15 protein-coding genes are annotated in these 16,742 nt (G+C 58.0%); 4 read left to right on the top strand and 11 right to left on the bottom strand.

The window, feature by feature from the left end; genetic code table 11:
* Positions 1 to 36: 36 nt before the first annotated feature.
* On the top strand, positions 37 to 1,890 hold the full coding sequence (gene sppA, locus BA177_RS10640) for a signal peptide peptidase SppA (RefSeq protein WP_197492982.1): 1,854 nt from the start codon (positions 37 to 39) through the stop codon (positions 1,888 to 1,890).
* A 7-nt stretch (positions 1,891 to 1,897) separates the two neighbouring features.
* Here the strand turns inward: sppA and BA177_RS10635 are convergent, their stop codons facing one another.
* From BA177_RS10635 to kbl, 3 genes are read right to left on the bottom strand one after another with little or no spacing between them, the layout of a single operon-like run.
* Complete coding sequence (locus BA177_RS10635) at positions 1,898 to 2,452, bottom strand: GNAT family N-acetyltransferase (RefSeq protein WP_197492981.1); 555 nt, start codon at positions 2,450 to 2,452, stop codon at positions 1,898 to 1,900.
* A 21-nt stretch (positions 2,453 to 2,473) separates the two neighbouring features.
* The gene (tdh, locus tag BA177_RS10630; protein WP_068616089.1) at positions 2,474 to 3,502 is read right to left on the bottom strand and encodes an L-threonine 3-dehydrogenase; all 1,029 of its coding nucleotides are present in this window, start codon (positions 3,500 to 3,502) and stop codon (positions 2,474 to 2,476) included.
* Positions 3,502 to 4,710, bottom strand: coding sequence for a glycine C-acetyltransferase (kbl, locus tag BA177_RS10625; RefSeq protein WP_068619213.1), 1,209 nt, complete (start codon positions 4,708 to 4,710; stop codon positions 3,502 to 3,504). Before kbl ends, tdh begins: the two co-directional genes overlap by 1 nt.
* Positions 4,711 to 4,776: 66 nt before the next feature.
* On the opposite strand from kbl, the gene BA177_RS10620 reads away from it, so the two are divergent.
* The 3 genes from BA177_RS10620 to BA177_RS10610 all read left to right on the top strand — a co-directional run bounded on the left by BA177_RS10620 (position 4,777) and on the right by BA177_RS10610 (position 9,810).
* Positions 4,777 to 5,172 carry an RNA-binding S4 domain-containing protein gene (locus tag BA177_RS10620; RefSeq protein ID WP_068616087.1) on the top strand — a complete coding sequence of 132 codons (396 nt, stop codon included), beginning with the start codon at positions 4,777 to 4,779 and terminating at the stop codon, positions 5,170 to 5,172.
* A gap of 111 nt (positions 5,173 to 5,283) precedes the next feature.
* Positions 5,284 to 8,430 (top strand): bifunctional proline dehydrogenase/L-glutamate gamma-semialdehyde dehydrogenase PutA, encoded by a 3,147-nt coding sequence (gene putA, locus BA177_RS10615; protein ID WP_068616085.1) that lies wholly within the window; start codon positions 5,284 to 5,286, stop codon positions 8,428 to 8,430.
* A gap of 21 nt (positions 8,431 to 8,451) precedes the next feature.
* A complete protein-coding gene (locus BA177_RS10610) occupies positions 8,452 to 9,810 on the top strand; it encodes an L-serine ammonia-lyase (protein WP_068616083.1) in 1,359 nt (452 codons plus the stop codon).
* Between the two features lie 20 nt (positions 9,811 to 9,830).
* Here BA177_RS10610 and BA177_RS10605 read toward each other — a convergent pair whose 3' ends face one another.
* The 8 genes from BA177_RS10605 to BA177_RS10570 are packed head-to-tail and all read right to left on the bottom strand — an operon-like array spanning position 9,831 to position 16,582.
* Positions 9,831 to 10,328: a SixA phosphatase family protein gene (locus tag BA177_RS10605; protein ID WP_068616082.1), complete on the bottom strand. Its 498-nt coding sequence runs from the start codon at positions 10,326 to 10,328 to the stop codon at positions 9,831 to 9,833.
* Between the two features lie 16 nt (positions 10,329 to 10,344).
* Positions 10,345 to 10,896 carry a putative Fe-S cluster assembly protein SufT gene (gene sufT, locus BA177_RS10600; RefSeq protein ID WP_068616080.1) on the bottom strand — a complete coding sequence of 184 codons (552 nt, stop codon included), beginning with the start codon at positions 10,894 to 10,896 and terminating at the stop codon, positions 10,345 to 10,347.
* Positions 10,897 to 10,903: 7 nt separating this feature from the next.
* A complete protein-coding gene (gene sufU / locus BA177_RS10595) occupies positions 10,904 to 11,374 on the bottom strand; it encodes a Fe-S cluster assembly sulfur transfer protein SufU (protein ID WP_068616078.1) in 471 nt (156 codons plus the stop codon).
* Positions 11,371 to 12,582 (bottom strand): aminotransferase class V-fold PLP-dependent enzyme, encoded by a 1,212-nt coding sequence (locus BA177_RS10590; RefSeq protein WP_068619212.1) that lies wholly within the window; start codon positions 12,580 to 12,582, stop codon positions 11,371 to 11,373. The genes sufU and BA177_RS10590 overlap by 4 nt, the downstream gene beginning before the upstream one ends.
* Before the next feature lie 44 nt (positions 12,583 to 12,626).
* Positions 12,627 to 13,904 carry a Fe-S cluster assembly protein SufD gene (gene sufD / locus BA177_RS10585; protein ID WP_068616076.1) on the bottom strand — a complete coding sequence of 426 codons (1,278 nt, stop codon included), beginning with the start codon at positions 13,902 to 13,904 and terminating at the stop codon, positions 12,627 to 12,629.
* Complete coding sequence (gene sufC / locus BA177_RS10580; RefSeq protein WP_068619211.1) at positions 13,901 to 14,653, bottom strand: Fe-S cluster assembly ATPase SufC; 753 nt, start codon at positions 14,651 to 14,653, stop codon at positions 13,901 to 13,903. Before sufC ends, sufD begins: the two co-directional genes overlap by 4 nt.
* A gap of 16 nt (positions 14,654 to 14,669) precedes the next feature.
* Positions 14,670 to 16,118 (bottom strand): Fe-S cluster assembly protein SufB, encoded by a 1,449-nt coding sequence (sufB, locus tag BA177_RS10575; RefSeq protein WP_068616074.1) that lies wholly within the window; start codon positions 16,116 to 16,118, stop codon positions 14,670 to 14,672.
* Positions 16,118 to 16,582 carry an SUF system Fe-S cluster assembly regulator gene (locus BA177_RS10570; protein WP_068616072.1) on the bottom strand — a complete coding sequence of 155 codons (465 nt, stop codon included), beginning with the start codon at positions 16,580 to 16,582 and terminating at the stop codon, positions 16,118 to 16,120. The genes sufB and BA177_RS10570 overlap by 1 nt, the downstream gene beginning before the upstream one ends.
* Positions 16,583 to 16,742: the final 160 nt, after the last annotated feature.

Raw genomic sequence — 16,742 nt, 5'->3', positions numbered from 1 at the left:
CAGGGTCGGCAATATTGAGTGTCAGGAGAATTTTCCGTGTCTGATCGCAACGTACTGGTACGGGGTCTTGCTGCAATCTGGCGTGCCATCGATGGCGTGCGCAAAGTCCTGCACTTGATTGTGCTGCTGTTTGTCTTTTCCATAATTGTCGCCGCATTGACCTCGAGTGCACCGTCATTGCCGGCCAAGGCGGCCCTGCAAATTCCGTTGTACGGTAATCTGGTTGAGCAGCTTGAGGGCGATCCGTTTGATCGCGCTCTTGCGGAACTGATGGATGACGTGGCACCGCAGGTTCTGGTTCGCGATGTGGTTGCCGCTCTCGACTACGCTGCGGATGACCCACGAATCAAAGTGGTGGTTCTTGACCTGGGCGGACTCGGTGGTGGCGGGCTTAGTAAAGCACGGCGGATTGCTGATGCATTGGTGACGTTTCGCGAGTCAGGCAAGCTGGTAATCGCCCACGCGGACTATTTCAGTCAGACGGCCTATTACCTCGCAGCACATGCTGATGAGGTGTACATACACCCACAGGGCTACCTCGGCCTGCAAGGATATGGTGTGTACAGCAACTATTTCAAAGACGCCATCGACAAACTGAAGATCGACTGGAACGTATTCCGGGTAGGTACCCACAAGTCGTTCGTTGAACCGTATACGCGGAACGATATGTCTGACGAGGACCGCAGTTCGATGAGCCGGATTCTTGGCCAGCTCTGGGGGCTCTACAAAGACGGGGTAAGCACGGCTCGCGGTATACCGGCGGATGGCCTGGATGAGTGGGTGGCCAGTCTTGCAGAGGATCTGGAGCAACCGGGCAACACCGTCGCGAGCCTCGCAGTGGCTGCCGGACTGGTGGACGCTCAGCTGACACGACAACAATTGCGCGAACGGATTGCATCGTTAGCCGGACGCGATGACGAGAGTGCGCTGGGCTACCAGGCCGCGGGACTCGGAGACTATGTCGCGCAGATGCGCTTGCTGGATTCGGTGAATGATTCGGCGAACAAGATTGCGGTCGTTGTGGCCTCCGGAGAAATACTTAATGGCTATCAGCCGCCCGGTACCATCGGCGGCGAGTCTACTGCCGAACTGCTGATGCGCGCGCGCTTGGATGACGAAATCAAAGCCGTGCTGCTGCGGGTGGACAGCCCTGGCGGTAGCAGCTTCGCTTCAGAAATCATCCGGCACGAAGTGCTGGCGCTGAAGGCCGCCGGCAAGCCGGTGGTGGCGTCGCTTAGTAGCTCCGCGGCGTCGGGTGGCTACTGGATATCGATGGCCGCAGACCGGATCGTCGCCTCTGAAGCGACCATTACCGGGTCAATCGGCATTTTCGGCATGTACCCGACGTTTCAGCGTTCGCTGGCCGCCTTGGGCATTTACACCGATGGCGTGGGGACCAGTGCGTTGGCCGGAACCTCGAGAGCTGACCGGGAAATGACCGACGAGTCGAAACGTATTGCGCAAGCAACTGTCGATGACGGTTATGACCAGTTCATTGGCTACGTTGCAGACCACCGTGGCATGCGTAAAGAAGCAGTCGACCGCGTTGCCCAGGGCCAGATATGGACCGGGCGCGATGCCCTGGACAATGGACTGATTGACGAAATCGGCGACTTTGAATACGCGGTATCCGTTGCCGCGGAACTTGCGTCCCTGGCGGAAGGTGACTACAGCCTGCAGTTCTATGAACCGGATCTAAGCCCTGCGGAAATGCTGGCGTTGCAGTTTCTGGGCGGCGCCCAGGCGATAGGAGTGGATATTGCTGACTTCCGGAGTGAGCCAACGGCGGTGCGCCGTCTTGCTACGCTGGTCGAGTCCACGCTGCGACCGTTGACGCGATTCAACGACCCGCGCGGCGTGTACGCGCACTGCCTTTGCAGGTTCGACTAGGCCGCAGTCAGCTGTAGTCTTTGTCGGTTTGCCATTGCCGTTGCAACACACCGTATAAGACGAGATCTTCGTAAACATCATTTTTGCAGGTGTGCTCGCGCTGCACACCTTCCTGTTGCATGCCTATTTTTTGCAGGACCCTGCCGGATGCCGGGTTGCGTGGCAGGTGGACAGCGTGCACCCGGTGCAGCCGGCACTCCGCAAATCCGAAGTCAACCACAACGCGTGCGGCTTCCGTGGCGTAGCCCTGATGCCACCAGGGAACACCAATCCAGTAGCCCAGATTGGCGCGCCGAAAGCGCCGCTCGATACCGAGGCTAACGGCGCCGATCAGTGCAAGATTGCTCTTGAGTGTCACCGCGAAGGCCGCTTGCTCGCCGTTGGCCAGTCGTTGCGCATGCGTGCCTATCCACTCTTCCGCCATACGCAGATCGTACGGGTGAGGAATGTTCAGGGTGGTGTCGGCGATCCTGCGGTCGGCAGCAAGCTCGGTTACCGCGGCGGCATCCTCAGGCACAAAGCTGCGCAGGATGAGCCGCGGTGTTTCCAGTACAGGCAGCACAGCCACTAGCGACCAGGCGGTTCAGGTGGTCCAGTCAAGAATGATTTTTCCGGACTGGCCGGATTCCATCAGCTCGAATGCTTCCTGATAGTCATCGGCCGCGTAGCGATGAGTGATGATCGGTTCGATGCTCAGGCCGCTTTGCAGCATGCTCGACATCTTGTACCAGGTTTCGAACATCTCGCGGCCATAGATGCCTTTAAGGACCAGCCCTTTGAATATGACCTGATTCCAGTCTATCGCGGTTTTCTCGGGCGGGATGCCGAGGAGGGCGACCTTGCCACCGTGGTGCATGGTTCGCAGCAGATCAGTAAACGCGAGCGGGTTGCCGGACATCTCCATGCCGATGTCAAAGCCCTCGGTCATGCCAAGTTCCCGCATGGCGTCGTCCAGCGAATCACGGGTGACATTCAAGGCCCGGGTGGCGCCCAGCTTGCTTGCCAGTTCAAGGCGGTAGTCGTTGATGTCGGTAATCACCACGTGACGAGCGCCGGCGTAGCGGGCGATAGCGACCGCCATTATGCCGATCGGGCCCGCACCCGTGATCAGGACGTCTTCGCCGACCAGATCAAAAGACAACGCGGTATGGGTTGCATTGCCCAAAGGGTCCAGCACAGCGGCCATGTCATCGGTAATGGCATCGGACAGCTTGAAGACATTGAAGGCGGGGACGGCAATATACTCCGCAAAGGCGCCTGCTCGATTAACGCCCACTCCGCTGGTATTCATGCACAAGTGTCGTCGGCCGGCGCGGCAATTGCGACAGACGCCGCAGGTGATGTGGCCTTCCGCGGAAACCCGGTCACCGGCCTCGAAGCCCACGACCTCGCTGCCGAATTCGACAACCTCGCCACAGAATTCATGGCCTACCGCAATAGGTACCGGAATGGTCTTGCGGGCCCAGTCGTCCCACTGAAATATATGAATGTCGGTGCCGCAGATCGCGGTGCGTCGCACCCGAATCAGGACATCGTTGTGGCCAATCTCTGGTTTCTGAATGTCTTCCATCCAGATACCCCGTTCAGCTCTTGCCTTGACCAGTGCTTTCATCATTGTCCCTGTTCGATTACGCCAAGTTCGCGGCCGACCGTTGCAAAAGCAGCAACGGCTTTCTCCAGGTGCGAACGCTCCAGGCCTGCTGACATCTGAGTGCGGATCCTGGCCTGGCCTCTGGGTACGACGGGGAACGCAAAACCGACCACGTAGACACCGTGCTCCAGGAGCTTGTCGGCCATGGTTGTTGCGAGTTTTGCATCGCCAAGCATCACCGGAACGATGGGGTGTTCCCCGGGTTTGAGATCAAAGCCGAGTGCCGACATTTCCTGTCGGAAGTAACGCGCGTTGTCGTGCAGTCGGCGTCGCAGGCTGTCGTCCTTTTCAAGGAGATCCAGCACAGCAATGGAGGTGGCGGCGATGGCCGGTGCAACGGAATTCGAGAACAGGTACGGGCGCGAACGCTGCCGCAGCCAGCCGATAATTTCCTTGCGGCCGGAGGTGTAGCCACCGGATGCGCCGCCCAATGCCTTGCCGAGTGTGCCGGTAATGATGTCGACACGGCCCATTACGTCGCAGTGTTCATGCGTGCCGCGACCGGTGGCGCCCAGAAACCCGGTCGCATGGCAATCGTCAATCATGGTAACCGCGTTGTATTTGTCGGCGAGGTCACAAATACCTTTCAGGTTGGCAATGGTTCCGTCCATCGAAAACACGCCGTCGCTGACGATCAGGCGATGCCGGCTGCCAGCCGCGCTTTTCAGCTGCGACTCAAGGTCGTCCATGTCGTTGTTCTGGTAACGGAAGCGGCTGGCCTTGCTGAGCCGGATACCGTCAATAATGCTGGCGTGATTCAGTGCGTCGCTGATAACGGCATCTTTGTCGTCCAGCAGGGTTTCAAACAAACCGCCATTGGCATCGAAACAGGACGGGTACAGTATGGTGTCTTCGGTACCGAGGTACGCGCTGATTCGGCGTTCCAGCTCCTTGTGTATCGTCTGCGTGCCGCAAATAAACCGTACGGATGCCATACCGTAGCCAAACTCGTCCAGTGCCTTGTGAGCGGCTTCGATGATGGCGGGGTGATTGGCAAGGCCGAGGTAGTTGTTCGCGCACAGATTTATGACTTCTGCTTCGCTGCCGTTGAGCGCGACTTTGATGTCGGCTTGTTGCGGTCCGGTAATGTACCGTTCCTGTTTGTACAGGCCCTCGCCTTTGAGGGCTTCAGTCTGTGTCGCCAGTTGGTCCAGCAAGGTAATTGACACGGGATTGCTCTCTTTCGCCAAAGGCAGCAAAGTATATCAGGGCGCAACCATGGTACAGAGCCGCTAATGCAGACGAATACGCGGGCAGGGCTACGAATTGACCGTTGGCTCTGGTTCACACGCTTCTACAAAACCCGCACGCTGGCAGGGCAGGCGGTCGCGGGCGGGCACGTGCGCATCAACGGTGTACGGGCGCGACCAGGCCAAAAAGCAGCGGCTGGAGACAGTATTGAGCTCGTCAAGAACCAGCTGCCTTGGAAGTTTGAGGTGGTCGCCATTCCGGCGCGCCGCGGTCCGGCCAGCGAAATGTCCGCCTGCTATAGCGAGGATTCCGACGTGGTGGCGCAACGTGACGCATTGCGACGCCAGATCAGCAGCGACCGGCGCCAGATGCCTGTGACAGATGGCAGACCCGACAAGCACACACGGCGATTGCTACGGCAGCGCAACCGTGGCGAGTAAACATTGCAGTCACTTTTATGCGCAGTATCGAGCGGCTACACTCAGGTGTGCCGCTCTGGGCATCCTTCACCCGCTTAGCAATGACATTTTGTTGCCACGGACGATCACGCTATGAAGTTCACTGAACAAGGTTCGGCCAGTACGCATCCGCTTGGCAAGGTCAGCAAGTTGTACCTCGCAGACGAGGCGGCGCTGCTCAATCGATTGGCGGCGGAGGCCGACGCCGGTGAGGCGGGTCGCGCTCAGATTCAGGCAACAGCAACCACTCTGGTCGAAGCCGTGCGTCGGCATTCAGCCAATGACGGCGGGATTGATGCCTTTCTTCAGCAGTACGATTTGTCGTCCGAGGAAGGCGTGTTGCTGATGTGTATCGCAGAGGCGTTGCTGCGCATTCCCGATGCCGATACTGCAGATCGGTTGATCGCCGATAAAATTACCGCGGCGCGCTGGCAAGATCATATTGGTGCCAGCGACTCGCTGTTCGTCAACGCATCGACCTGGGGCTTGATGCTGACGGGCAAGATACTGAAAGTCGAAGACGCCGCGAAGCGCAATCCGGCTCACTATCTGGGCAAGTTGGCGAGTAGTGCCGGTGAGCCGGTGGTGCGGGCTGCCATGCGTCAGGCGATGCGCATCATGGGACATCAGTTCGTAATGGGTCGCAGTATCACTGAGGCGATCAAACGGTCGCTCAAGAAAGACAATGCCCGCTACCGGTATTCGTTTGACATGCTAGGGGAGGCGGCGTTGACCGCCATTGATGCTGAACGTTATTTCGAATCGTACAGCAGGGCTATTGCAACAATTGGCGAGAGTACAGCGGACGAAAACATTTTCAGCGCGCCGAGTATTTCGGTGAAGCTGTCGGCACTTCACCCGCGTTACGAATACACTCAGCACAAACGGGTAATGAACGAGTTGGTGCCGGTGCTTGCCGAACTCGCGACGAAAGCGCGTCAGGCAGGCATTGCGTTAACTGTCGATGCCGAGGAAGCGGATCGGCTCGAATTGTCGCTGGATGTTTTTGCCGCGGTGTATCGCGACAAACGTCTGACCGACTATCAAGGGCTGGGTCTTGCCGTGCAGGCTTACCAACGACGCGCAACGGACGTATTACGGTTCGTTGCCGGTCTCGCCGGAGAACATGGACGACGTATTCCGGTGCGGCTGGTCAAGGGCGCTTATTGGGACACGGAGATAAAGCGCGCACAGGAACTGGGTCTTGGCAGCTACCCGGTATTTACCCGCAAGTCGCACACTGATGTCTCCTATCTTGCCTGCGCCCGGCAGATGTTCGCAGCGGGTACGCAACTCTACTCGCAGTTTGCAACGCACAATGCGCACACGCTTGCGAGCATTCTGCATATTGCCGGTGATCGTGGTGATTTTGAGTTTCAACGTTTACACGGCATGGGTGAAGAGCTGTATGACGAAGTTACCGACCCCGACAAGTACAACAAGCCCTGCCGGGTGTATGCGCCGGTCGGCAGTCATGAAGACCTGTTGCCCTACCTTGTACGCCGCCTGTTGGAAAACGGCGCGAATACCTCTTTCGTCAACCGGATAGTCGACGAGAGCGTCGCGGTCGAGGATATTGTTACCGACCCGGTGGCACTGGCGCAGGCAAAAGGGTTCCAGCCGCATTCCGGGATACCGTCACCCAGTGGCTTGTTTGGTGATAAGCGCCGTAATTCCGCCGGACACAATCTGGCAGATCGCGATGCCACCTCGGCATTGCTGAAGGCAATGCAAGCGGAGGAGTCAGCACCGATGTCCGCGGCCGCCATGGTTGGCGGCCAGCTGCAGGATGGGGTACCGGTTGTTTCAGTTAATCCGGCCAACAACGCCCAGGTTGTCGGGCATTGCAAGCAGGCGACGCCAGCGGCGGTCGACAAGGCGCTCGATCTCGCGGTGGCCGCACAGCCTGCGTGGGATGCGATGAACATCGAGCAACGTGCGGCGATACTGGAGCGTGCTGCCGACCTCTATGAACGCGATACGGCGCAATTGCTGGCCTTGTGCGTACGCGAGGCCGGCAAGACCATTCCGGATTCAATCTCGGAATTGCGTGAAGCCGTCGATTTTCTGCGTTACTACGCACAGCAGGCGCGGCAACACTTTGGCGCAACCCAGGTGTTGCCCGGCCCGACGGGTGAAAGCAACGAGCTAGGTATGCGCGGGCGCGGCGTGTTCGTTTGTATCAGTCCCTGGAATTTCCCGCTGGCCATCTTTACCGGGCAGGTGGCTGCGGCACTGGCGGCCGGTAATGCGGTCTTGGCGAAGCCGGCCGAACAGACCCCGCTGATCGCGTTCAAGGCGGTGCAGTTGTTGCTGGAAGCGGGCGTGCCGCACGACATTCTGCATTTTCTGCCGGGCGATGGTGCCGGGATAGGAGGGCACGCTGTTGCCGATCCGCGGGTTGCTGGCGTCGCCTTTACCGGCTCGACGGATACGGCGCGATTGATCAACCGTACGCTTGCACAGCGCGAGGGTCCGATTGCCGTGCTGATCGCTGAGACGGGTGGTCAGAACGCGATGTTTGTAGACAGCTCCGCTTTGCCGGAACAGGTTGTTGATGATTGCGTGGCGTCCGCCTTCAACGCTGCCGGTCAGCGTTGTTCCGCGTTGCGTATTCTATGTGTGCAGGAAGATATCGCACCGCGAGTCATCGCGCTCCTGCAAGGTGCCATGCAGGAGTTGGTGATTGGCGATCCCGGCGACCTGGCAACTGATATTGGACCGACCATCGATGATGCCGCGCGTGCAGGACTGCAGGCTCATCTTGACGACATCAGTCATGTAGCGTCAGTGATACGTCAGTGTCGATTGCCCGCTGCGGCAAGTTCAGGCACCTATTTCGCACCGGTGGCTATCGAGATAAGCAGCATCGATCAACTAAAAAAAGAAGTGTTCGGGCCCGTGCTGCATGTTTATCGCTATCCGCGCCGCAAGCTGGCGGAAACGATCGCGGCCGTCAATGCGACCGGATTCGGTTTGACGATGGGGCTGCACAGTAGGATCGGTGCCCGCGCAAAGGCTTTCGTGAAGCAATCCGGCGCAGGCAATATTTACATCAATCGCAATATGATCGGCGCCATTGTCGGTTCGCAGCCGTTCGGTGGGCGTGGTCTGTCCGGCACGGGGCCGAAGGCGGGCGGGCCCAACTATTTACCACGGTTCGGCACCGAGTACGCGGTTAGCAACAACGTTGCCGCCGTTGGCGGCAACGCGGGTTTGTTGTCACTGTCAGAGTCCTGAACGAAACAAAAGGCGAGCCTCATGGCTGAAATCAGTGTTTTCGATATTTTCAAGATAGGTGTAGGGCCTTCCAGCTCGCACACGGTCGGTCCAATGAAAGCGGCGTTTGAGTTTGCGCAAACGCTGGCTGCCGCTTCCTTTGAGGTGACAAGCATCAATGTGCGTTTGTACGGTTCATTGGCTTACACCGGCCGCGGGCACGGCACTGACTCGGCTGTGCTGCTGGGACTGAGCGGCGAGCATCCGGCCAGCATAGACCCGGATACCATGGAACCGACGCTGCGGCATATTCATGCCAAGCGGCGCCTGCATGTGCCGGGTGTCGGTGCGCTCGATTTTGATCCGGAGAAGGACCTCGTTTTTGATTTCGAAGACGAACTGCCGCGGCATACGAATGGCATGCGCTTCACTGCCTGCGATCAAGCGGGTACGCAACGATTAAGTGAAGACTGGTACTCGGTCGGTGGCGGGTTCGTCGTTCGTGGCGATGAACCGGAATCAACCGCGCAGGAAGGTGAGCCTCCTTATCCGTTTACCGATGCCGCAACCTTGCTCGGGCTCGCCGCCGATGCCGGAATCAGCATTCCCGAGCTGATGCTGCGGAACGAACGGCACTGGCGCTCCGAGCAGGAAATCAAGGAACGTCTTGAAGCAATATGGCAGGCAATGCGCAGTTGTGTGCAACGCGGCCTGATCACAGAAGGTGTGTTGCCGGGCAAGATGTCCGTGCTGCGGCGCGCGCCAAAGTTGCATCGCACGCTGCAGGAACGCAGCGACGGCGGTGGCCTTGACACGATGGACTGGATCAATGCCTGGGCCATCGCTGTCAATGAAGAGAACGCGGCCGGTGGCCGGGTGGTTACGTCACCGACCAACGGTGCCGCCGGCATCATCCCTGCAGTTTTGCATTACTACAATGAGCTGGTGCCGAGCGCGACACATGCGGGCATTGAACGCTTCTTGTTGACGGCCGGCGCGATCGGGATTCTGTACAAAATCAACGCGTCGATATCGGGTGCGGAGATGGGTTGCCAGGGCGAGGTAGGGGTTGCCTGCTCAATGGCGGCAGGCGGCCTGGTAGCCGCGCTGAACGGCAGCAATCAGCAGATCGAGAACGCTGCCGAGATCGGTATGGAGCACAACCTGGGCCTTACCTGTGATCCGATCGGTGGCCTGGTGCAGATCCCGTGTATCGAACGCAACGCCATGGGCGCGCTAAAGGCCATTAATGCGGCACGTTTGGCCAAACACGGTGATGGCACGCACAAGGTCTCGCTCGATCAGGTGATTGCCACGATGCGGCAGACCGGTATCGATATGTCGACCATTTACAAGGAAACCTCACGCGGCGGTCTTGCGGTCAATGTGCCGGAGTGCTGATGTGCGTTTGGTGCAGCAGTCTAGCGGCGTGATTTTTTAGGGTAATCGTAGATCAACAGTTCCTTGCTGCATTCGGCTCGCAAGTCCCAGTGTTCGATATCGATGCTTATCGATACGACAGCACAAGTCGGCAAATTGCCGGTGAGATCGGGAATGAGGTAATTGGCAAGGTCCGTCAGCCCCGGATTGTGGCCGACCAGCATCATGTTGTTGAAGCCTTCATCCTGTTTGGCAATGACTTCCAGCAAGCGGCTTTTCGACGCGAGGTAGAGATCGTGCTCCCGTTGCAGGAACTCCAGCGGGTAATTCAGTTTACGTGCGACGACTTTCGCTGTGCTCCATGCGCGTACGGCAGGGCTGCTGATCATCAGGGACGGGCGGATTCCGGCGTCCTGAATACGCTTCGCCATCATGGGCGCATCGCGTTCGCCGCGCGGATCGAGCGGCCGGTCGCTGTCGGCGACGCTGTTTGATTCCCAGCTGGATTTGGCATGGCGCAGTATCGTAAGCGTCTTCATTGCGACTGACTTTTCCCTACATCAAACCTGTTTGCAGACGAGCTTCGTCGGACATCATGCTTTGATTCCACGGCGGATCAAAAACCAGCTCGACATGAACGTCCGCTACCGTCGGGATTATGGCGATTTTATCCTGAGCATCCTGCACGAGTACCTCGCCCATGCCGCAGCCAGGTGCGGTCAGGGTCATGTCGACAGCAACCGAACGTTGGCCATCGGGCCGCTTGCTGACTTCACAGCGATAGACGAGGCCAAGGTTGACGATGTCCACCGGAATTTCCGGATCGTAGCAGGTTCGCAGTTGCTGCCAAATGACATCTTCTATGTCTTTGTCTGTGGCGTCGGCAGGTACTGAGGGAGGTTCGACCGGTTCTTTGCCCAGCGCATCGGCATCTATGCCGGCGATACGGAACAGGTTGCCTTCAACATAAACTGTGAAGCTGCCACCCAAAGCCTGGGTGATGAAACCTGTAGTGGTTTCGCGCAGGATTATCGTCTCGCCAGCCGGAATGATGATGGCGTTGACGTCTCTTTCGAGCGTGAAGGGCTCATTGGTGTGTCCAAACATTCTGCGGCTACTCGGTTGTTACTGTCTGCGTTTCGCTGTTAAGCGCGGAGTGCAATGCGTGCCATGCCAGCGTGGCGCATTTTACCCGAGAGGGATAATCACGCACGCCTTCCAATGCACGCAGCTTGCCAAGGTCTATAGTGGCGTCTGTCGATTGCTTGCCATCGCCGGTCAGGCGACTAACGAGCGTTGCAAAGTACGCAAGCGCCGTATTCTTGTCGAGTCCGACGACGGTGTCGGTCAATAACGAGGCTGAAGCCATTGAAATGGCACAGCCCGTGCCGTTAAACGCCGCATTGCCGATTATCCCGTCATCGAGAATTTCCATGTACAGGTGCAGCTTGTCGCCGCACAACGGATTGACCCCGTCAGCCTGGTGCGTGGCGTTTGGTAGTTCACCGAAATGCCGGGGATTCCGCGCGTGATCCAGGATCAGTTCACGGTAAAGGTCGCGCAGTTCGCTGCTGTCGCTGGTCACCCTGCAAACATCTCCCGAGCTTTCAGCAATCCCTCCGCGAGCCGGTCTATATCGTCCTGATTGTTGTAAAAGCCAAGCGATGCGCGAGCGGTTCCCGGTATACCGTACAGTTGCATGACCGGCATGGCGCAATGGTGGCCGGTGCGGATCGCAACGCCCTGATGATCAAGGATAGTGCCGAGATCGTGCGGGTGAATGTCATCCAGCAAGAACGATTGAACACTGGCTTTGTTCGCGGCTGTTCCGATCAGCCGGATGCCTTCGATGTCTTGCAGGGCCGTCGTCATGTAGTCCAACAGACGCGCTTCGTATTCGGCAATGCGCTGCATACCAATTGACTGCAGGTAGCTAATACTTGCACCAAGGCCGGCTGCAGCCGCGATGTTGGGCGTGCCTGCTTCAAATTTATACGGCAGTTCGTTGTAGCTGGTGCCGTCGAAACTGACCTCAAGGATCATGTCGCCGCCGCCTTTCCACGGCGGCATTTTTTCCAGCAGGCGTTCTTTCGCGTACAAGATGCCGATGCCGGTCGGGGCGAACATCTTGTGCCCCGAGAACGCGAAAAAGTCAGCGTCCAGAGCCTGCATATCGAGCGCGACGTGCGGTACTGCCTGCGCGCCGTCGATCAGCACGGGTATCTCCCGGCGATGTGCTTCTGCGATGATTTCCTGGACGGGATTGACCGTGCCCAGTGCGTTTGAAACGTAGCTGATCGCCAGCAGTTTGACCCGCTCATCAAGCAGCGCGTAGAGTTGCTCGAGTATCACTTCGCCGCGTTCGTTAATCGGCGCAACAACCAGTTCAGCGCCGGTCTGTTCGCAAACCATCTGCCACGGAACGATGTTGGAGTGGTGCTCGAGATGGCTTATTACAATCCGGTCTCCTGCTTGCAAGTCCGGTCGGGCGTAACTCTGTGCAACCAGGTTGATCGCTTCCGTTGTGCCGCTCGTATAGACAATTTCACTGCGGCTGCGGGCGTTGATGAACGCTTTGACGGCGTCGCGGGCACCCTCGTAAATGTCTGTGGCACGGTGACTCAGCGTGTGTACACCACGGTGTACGTTGGCATGGCTGTATCGCTGGTATTCCGTCATGGCGTCTATGCTGACGGCGGGTTGCTGCGATGATGCCGCACTGTCGAGATACACCAACGGGTGGCCATTGATGTTCTGCGTCAGCGCCGGGAAATCCGCCCGATAGTCGGTCATAGGGCGCGAATCGGCAGCGGTATTGCCTACAGGACTGGTAGCACTCACTGGCTTGCATCCTCCAGCAAAACATCCAGTTTTGCGTCGACCAGAGTTTCAATGTGCGCATGCAGCGACTTGATCGGCAGCTTTGCGAGAATTTGTGCGGCGAACGCCCGGGTTAGCAAGTGCGCTGCTTGCTCGCGATCCAGGCCCCGCGATTGCATATAGAACAGGGCTGTCTTGTCCAGTTGACCGACCGTCGCACCGTGACTGCATTTGACATCTTCGGCGTAGATTTCGAGCTCCGGCTTGGTATCCACTTCCGCTTTGTCGGACAAGAGCAGGTTGTGGTTGGCCTGCTGTGCGTCCGTGCCGTCAGCACCCTTGTGGACGACAGCCTTGCCATTGAATACGCAGCGCGCGCGTCCATTCAGAATCCCGCGGTATTCCTCCCGGCTGTTTGCCGGGCCGACTCGATGGTCAACTCGCGTGTGATTGTCGATGAACTGCTTGTCGGTCGCGAGATAGAGGCCGTGCAGACTGACCAAAGCGCCGGTGCCGGTAATGTCAGCGACCACGTCCTGGCGAATCATGCTGCCACCCAGATCGACAGAGGCGTAGTCGAGCGTCGCGTCCCGCTGCACTTTCGCGTTCAACTTGCCAACCTGTGACTGCGCGCTGTTGCGGTTCTGTACCCTGACAATGTTCGCACGCGCGCCTGCGGCCAGCCCCAACTGCGTCACTGTGTTCGCAAAGTGTTCGTCAGGCGTGCCGTTGGTATGGTACTCGACGATATCGATGCTGGCATTGTCCGCAACCTGAATGACGAGACGGGTCTGGCTTGCAGCGGGTCCGCCATCCGCAATGAAAATAGCCAATGGCTTGTCGAGCGTCTGGCCGGCAGCAACCGTGATATGCAAACCATCCTGCAGCAATGCCGCGTTAAAGGCATCCATCGGCCCGTCGGCGGAGACTTGGTCAGCGGCGTCGCGCAGTCGGCGCAATTGCAGCACGCCGTTGGTCGCGCTTTGTACCGCCGCGAACATGGCGTCATCCACTTGCCCGTTGCTGACCAGCAATGGATAGGCGTCTATGGCCGGCAATTCCGCCTTGCCATGCACGCCGGTTGCGGCATTGGCAGCGATCGATTCGAGCCATTGCTCACTGAGTTTCGTGGCGTTGCTCAGGTTGGTGTAACGCCAGTCTTCGTCTCGCGTGGTGGGAATCCCCTGACGCACAAATTCGCTCAGCGCGTTCTCGCGCACTGCTCGCAGCGCATCATCGGGCAACGCCGATTGCGCTTTTTCGAGCAAGGCCCGATTTAACTGGAGCTCGTTCATGCGCTGGCAGCCTCACGGACCCAGTCGTACCCTTGTTCTTCGAGTTTCAATGCCAGCGATTTGTCGCCGGAGCGCACGATCTTGCCTTGCGAAAGCACGTGCACGAAGTCGGGTTCTATGTAGTCAAGCAGGCGTTGGTAGTGGGTGACGAGGATGATTGCGCGCTCGGGGTTGCGTAGCGCATTGACCCCGCCGGCCACGGCTTTCAACGCGTCGATATCGAGACCGGAATCGGTTTCATCCAGTATGGCGAGCTGGGGTTCCAGCATCGCCATCTGCAGAATTTCATTGCGCTTTTTCTCACCGCCGGAAAAGCCTTCGTTAACGCCGCGTTTCAGGAAGCTGGGATCCATGTCCATCAGCTTCATCTTCGCTTTGGCCAGCTGCATGAACTCGAAAGCGTCGATTTCGTTCTCACCGTTGTGTTTGCGGCGAGCATTGACAGCGGCTTTCAATAAATACGCATTGTTGACGCCGGGTATTTCCACCGGGTACTGGAAGCCAAGGAAAACGCCTTCACGGGCGCGAATTTCCGGATCCAGATCGAGCAGGTCTTTGCCGTTAAAACGCACGCTGCCGCCGGTAACCAGGTAGTCCTGGTGACCGGCAATGACCTGCGCGAGCGTGCTCTTGCCGGAACCATTGGGTCCCATTATGGCATGCACTTCGCCGGCGTTTACGTTCAGACTCAGGCCGCGAAGGATTTCGGTTTCGCCGATGCTGGCTTTTAGGTCTTTGATCTCTAGCATTTTCATTTCTTCCTGACTAACCAACGGCGCCTTCGAGGCTGACGTTCAACAACGCCTGCGCTTCGACGGCAAACTCCATGGGCAATTCCTTGAACACTTCCTTGCAGAAGCCATTGACGATCATGTTGACCGCGTCTTCTTCCGATATACCGCGTTGTCGGCAATAGAACAGTTGATTCTCCGAGATCTTCGAGGTCGTTGCTTCATGCTCGACTTTTGCGCTCGGATTGCGGATTTCCATGTACGGAAATGTATGCGCACCGCATTCTTTTCCGATCAACAGTGAATCGCACTGGGTATGATTTCTGGCGTTCTCCGCCTGCGGCATAATCTTTACCAGGCCGCGGTAGGCATTCTGTGCGCGGCCGGCCGAAATACCTTTGGAGACGATCGTGCTGCGGCTGTTACGCCCAATGTGAATCATCTTTGTGCCGGTATCGGCCTGCTGCATATTGTTGGCAACCGCGACCGAGTAAAACTCGCCAACGGAATTCTCGCCGCGCAGTATGCAGCTCGGGTACTTCCAGGTAATCGCAGAGCCGGTTTCAACTTGTGTCCAGGAAATTTTGGAGTTGTCGCCGCGGCAATCACCGCGTTTGGTGACAAAGTTATAAATGCCGCCTTTGCCGTCTTCATCGCCCGGGTACCAGTTCTGGACGGTTGAGTATTTGATCTCCGCGTCCTTCAATGCAACGAGCTCGACAACCGCCGCGTGCAGCTGGTTCTCATCGCGCATTGGCGCGGTGCAGCCTTCGAGGTAGCTCACGTGGCTGCCTTCTTCGGCGATAATCAGCGTCCTTTCGAACTGGCCGGTATTGGCAGCATTGATGCGGAAGTAAGTCGACAGTTCCATAGGACAACGGACACCCTTCGGAATGTAAACAAACGAGCCGTCGCTGAATACCGCCGAGTTCAGCGTCGCAAAAAAGTTATCCCGGTAGGGGACAACGGTGCCCAGATACTTTTTGACCAGTTCCGGATGATTGCGGGCCGCTTCGGAGAACGAGCAGAAGATTACCCCGGCTTCGGCCAGCTTCGACTTGAACGTTGTGGCGACGGACACACTGTCAAACACGGCATCGACGGCAACACCCGCAAGGCGCGCGCGTTCGTGCAACGGTATGCCGAGCTTGTCGTAGGTCTCGAGCAGCTTCGGATCGACGTCGTCGAGGCTCTGTGGCTTGTCCGCTTCAGACTTGGGTGCGGAAAAGTAGGAAATTTCCTGATAGTCGATCGGCGGATAGTGCACATGTGCCCATTCCGGCTCTTTCATGGTTAGCCAGTGGCGGTAGGCTTTGAGCCGCCATTCCAGCATGAACTCGGGTTCCTGCTTGCGTGCGGATATGGCCCGTACGACGTCTTCGTTCAGACCGGGTGGGAGGCTGTCGGTATCAATGTCGGTAATGAAACCGTGTTGATAGCGGCGATTGACGAAGGACTCGATGTCCTGCGATTCAGTAGACATTATTTCTCTTTCCGTTCGACATTGACGGGCATGCCGGCAAATTTGAATTGGGGGAGCGGCGCATTGGCGCGGACCAGGTCCGCGAGACTGATATCGTCGAGAGCACGGCGAATGGCGACATTGACGCGCTGCCAGGCGCCGCCAACGCTGCATACCGCCTCAAGTTCGCAATGGCTTTCATGGCCGCTGCACTCTGTAATGGACACGGGGCCCTCCAGCGCATCGATGACATCCGCGGCGCTGATTGAACCCGGCTCGCGGGCCAGCCGGTAGCCCCCCTGGGCACCGCGGCTGGACACGACAAGCTCCGCTTTATTTAATGATTTCAATATCTTACTCACGGTCGCCAGGCCGAGCCCGGTGGCTGCGGCAATATCGGCCGAGCTGACCAGTGCCGTTTCGCTGTGCGCGAGATGGCCCAGAACAACGGTACCGTAGTCGGTCAGTTTGCTGATTCGCAGCACGAAATCACCTCAAAGCTGAAAGCGGACTATTTTAGTCCTATTTGCAGGCAGAGACCAGCCCGGACAACAAGCCTTACAGGCATTGCCTGCCACCGATATTTGCTATGCTACGCCGTCGCAAAGGGGCCGCAGACCAATGCCCCTGCTCACATTCACATCA

Source organism: Woeseia oceani, from assembly GCF_001677435.1.
In the GTDB taxonomy this organism is placed as follows: Bacteria; Pseudomonadota; Gammaproteobacteria; order Steroidobacterales; family Woeseiaceae; genus Woeseia; species Woeseia oceani.
This window is presented reverse-complemented; position numbering and strand designations above follow the sequence as displayed.

Coding starts and splice junctions, on each gene's coding strand:
- tdh (WP_068616089.1), bottom strand. CDS start 3,502: ATGAAAGCACTGGTCAAGGCAAGAGCTGAACGGGGTATCTGGATGGAA.
- BA177_RS10620 (WP_068616087.1), top strand. CDS start 4,777: ATGCAGACGAATACGCGGGCAGGGCTACGAATTGACCGTTGGCTCTGG.
- putA (WP_068616085.1), top strand. CDS start 5,284: ATGAAGTTCACTGAACAAGGTTCGGCCAGTACGCATCCGCTTGGCAAG.
- BA177_RS10610 (WP_068616083.1), top strand. CDS start 8,452: ATGGCTGAAATCAGTGTTTTCGATATTTTCAAGATAGGTGTAGGGCCT.
- BA177_RS10605 (WP_068616082.1), bottom strand. CDS start 10,328: ATGAAGACGCTTACGATACTGCGCCATGCCAAATCCAGCTGGGAATCA.
- sufT (WP_068616080.1), bottom strand. CDS start 10,896: ATGTTTGGACACACCAATGAGCCCTTCACGCTCGAAAGAGACGTCAAC.
- BA177_RS10590 (WP_068619212.1), bottom strand. CDS start 12,582: ATGACCGACTATCGGGCGGATTTCCCGGCGCTGACGCAGAACATCAAT.
- sufD (WP_068616076.1), bottom strand. CDS start 13,904: ATGAACGAGCTCCAGTTAAATCGGGCCTTGCTCGAAAAAGCGCAATCG.
- sufC (WP_068619211.1), bottom strand. CDS start 14,653: ATGCTAGAGATCAAAGACCTAAAAGCCAGCATCGGCGAAACCGAAATC.
- sufB (WP_068616074.1), bottom strand. CDS start 16,118: ATGTCTACTGAATCGCAGGACATCGAGTCCTTCGTCAATCGCCGCTAT.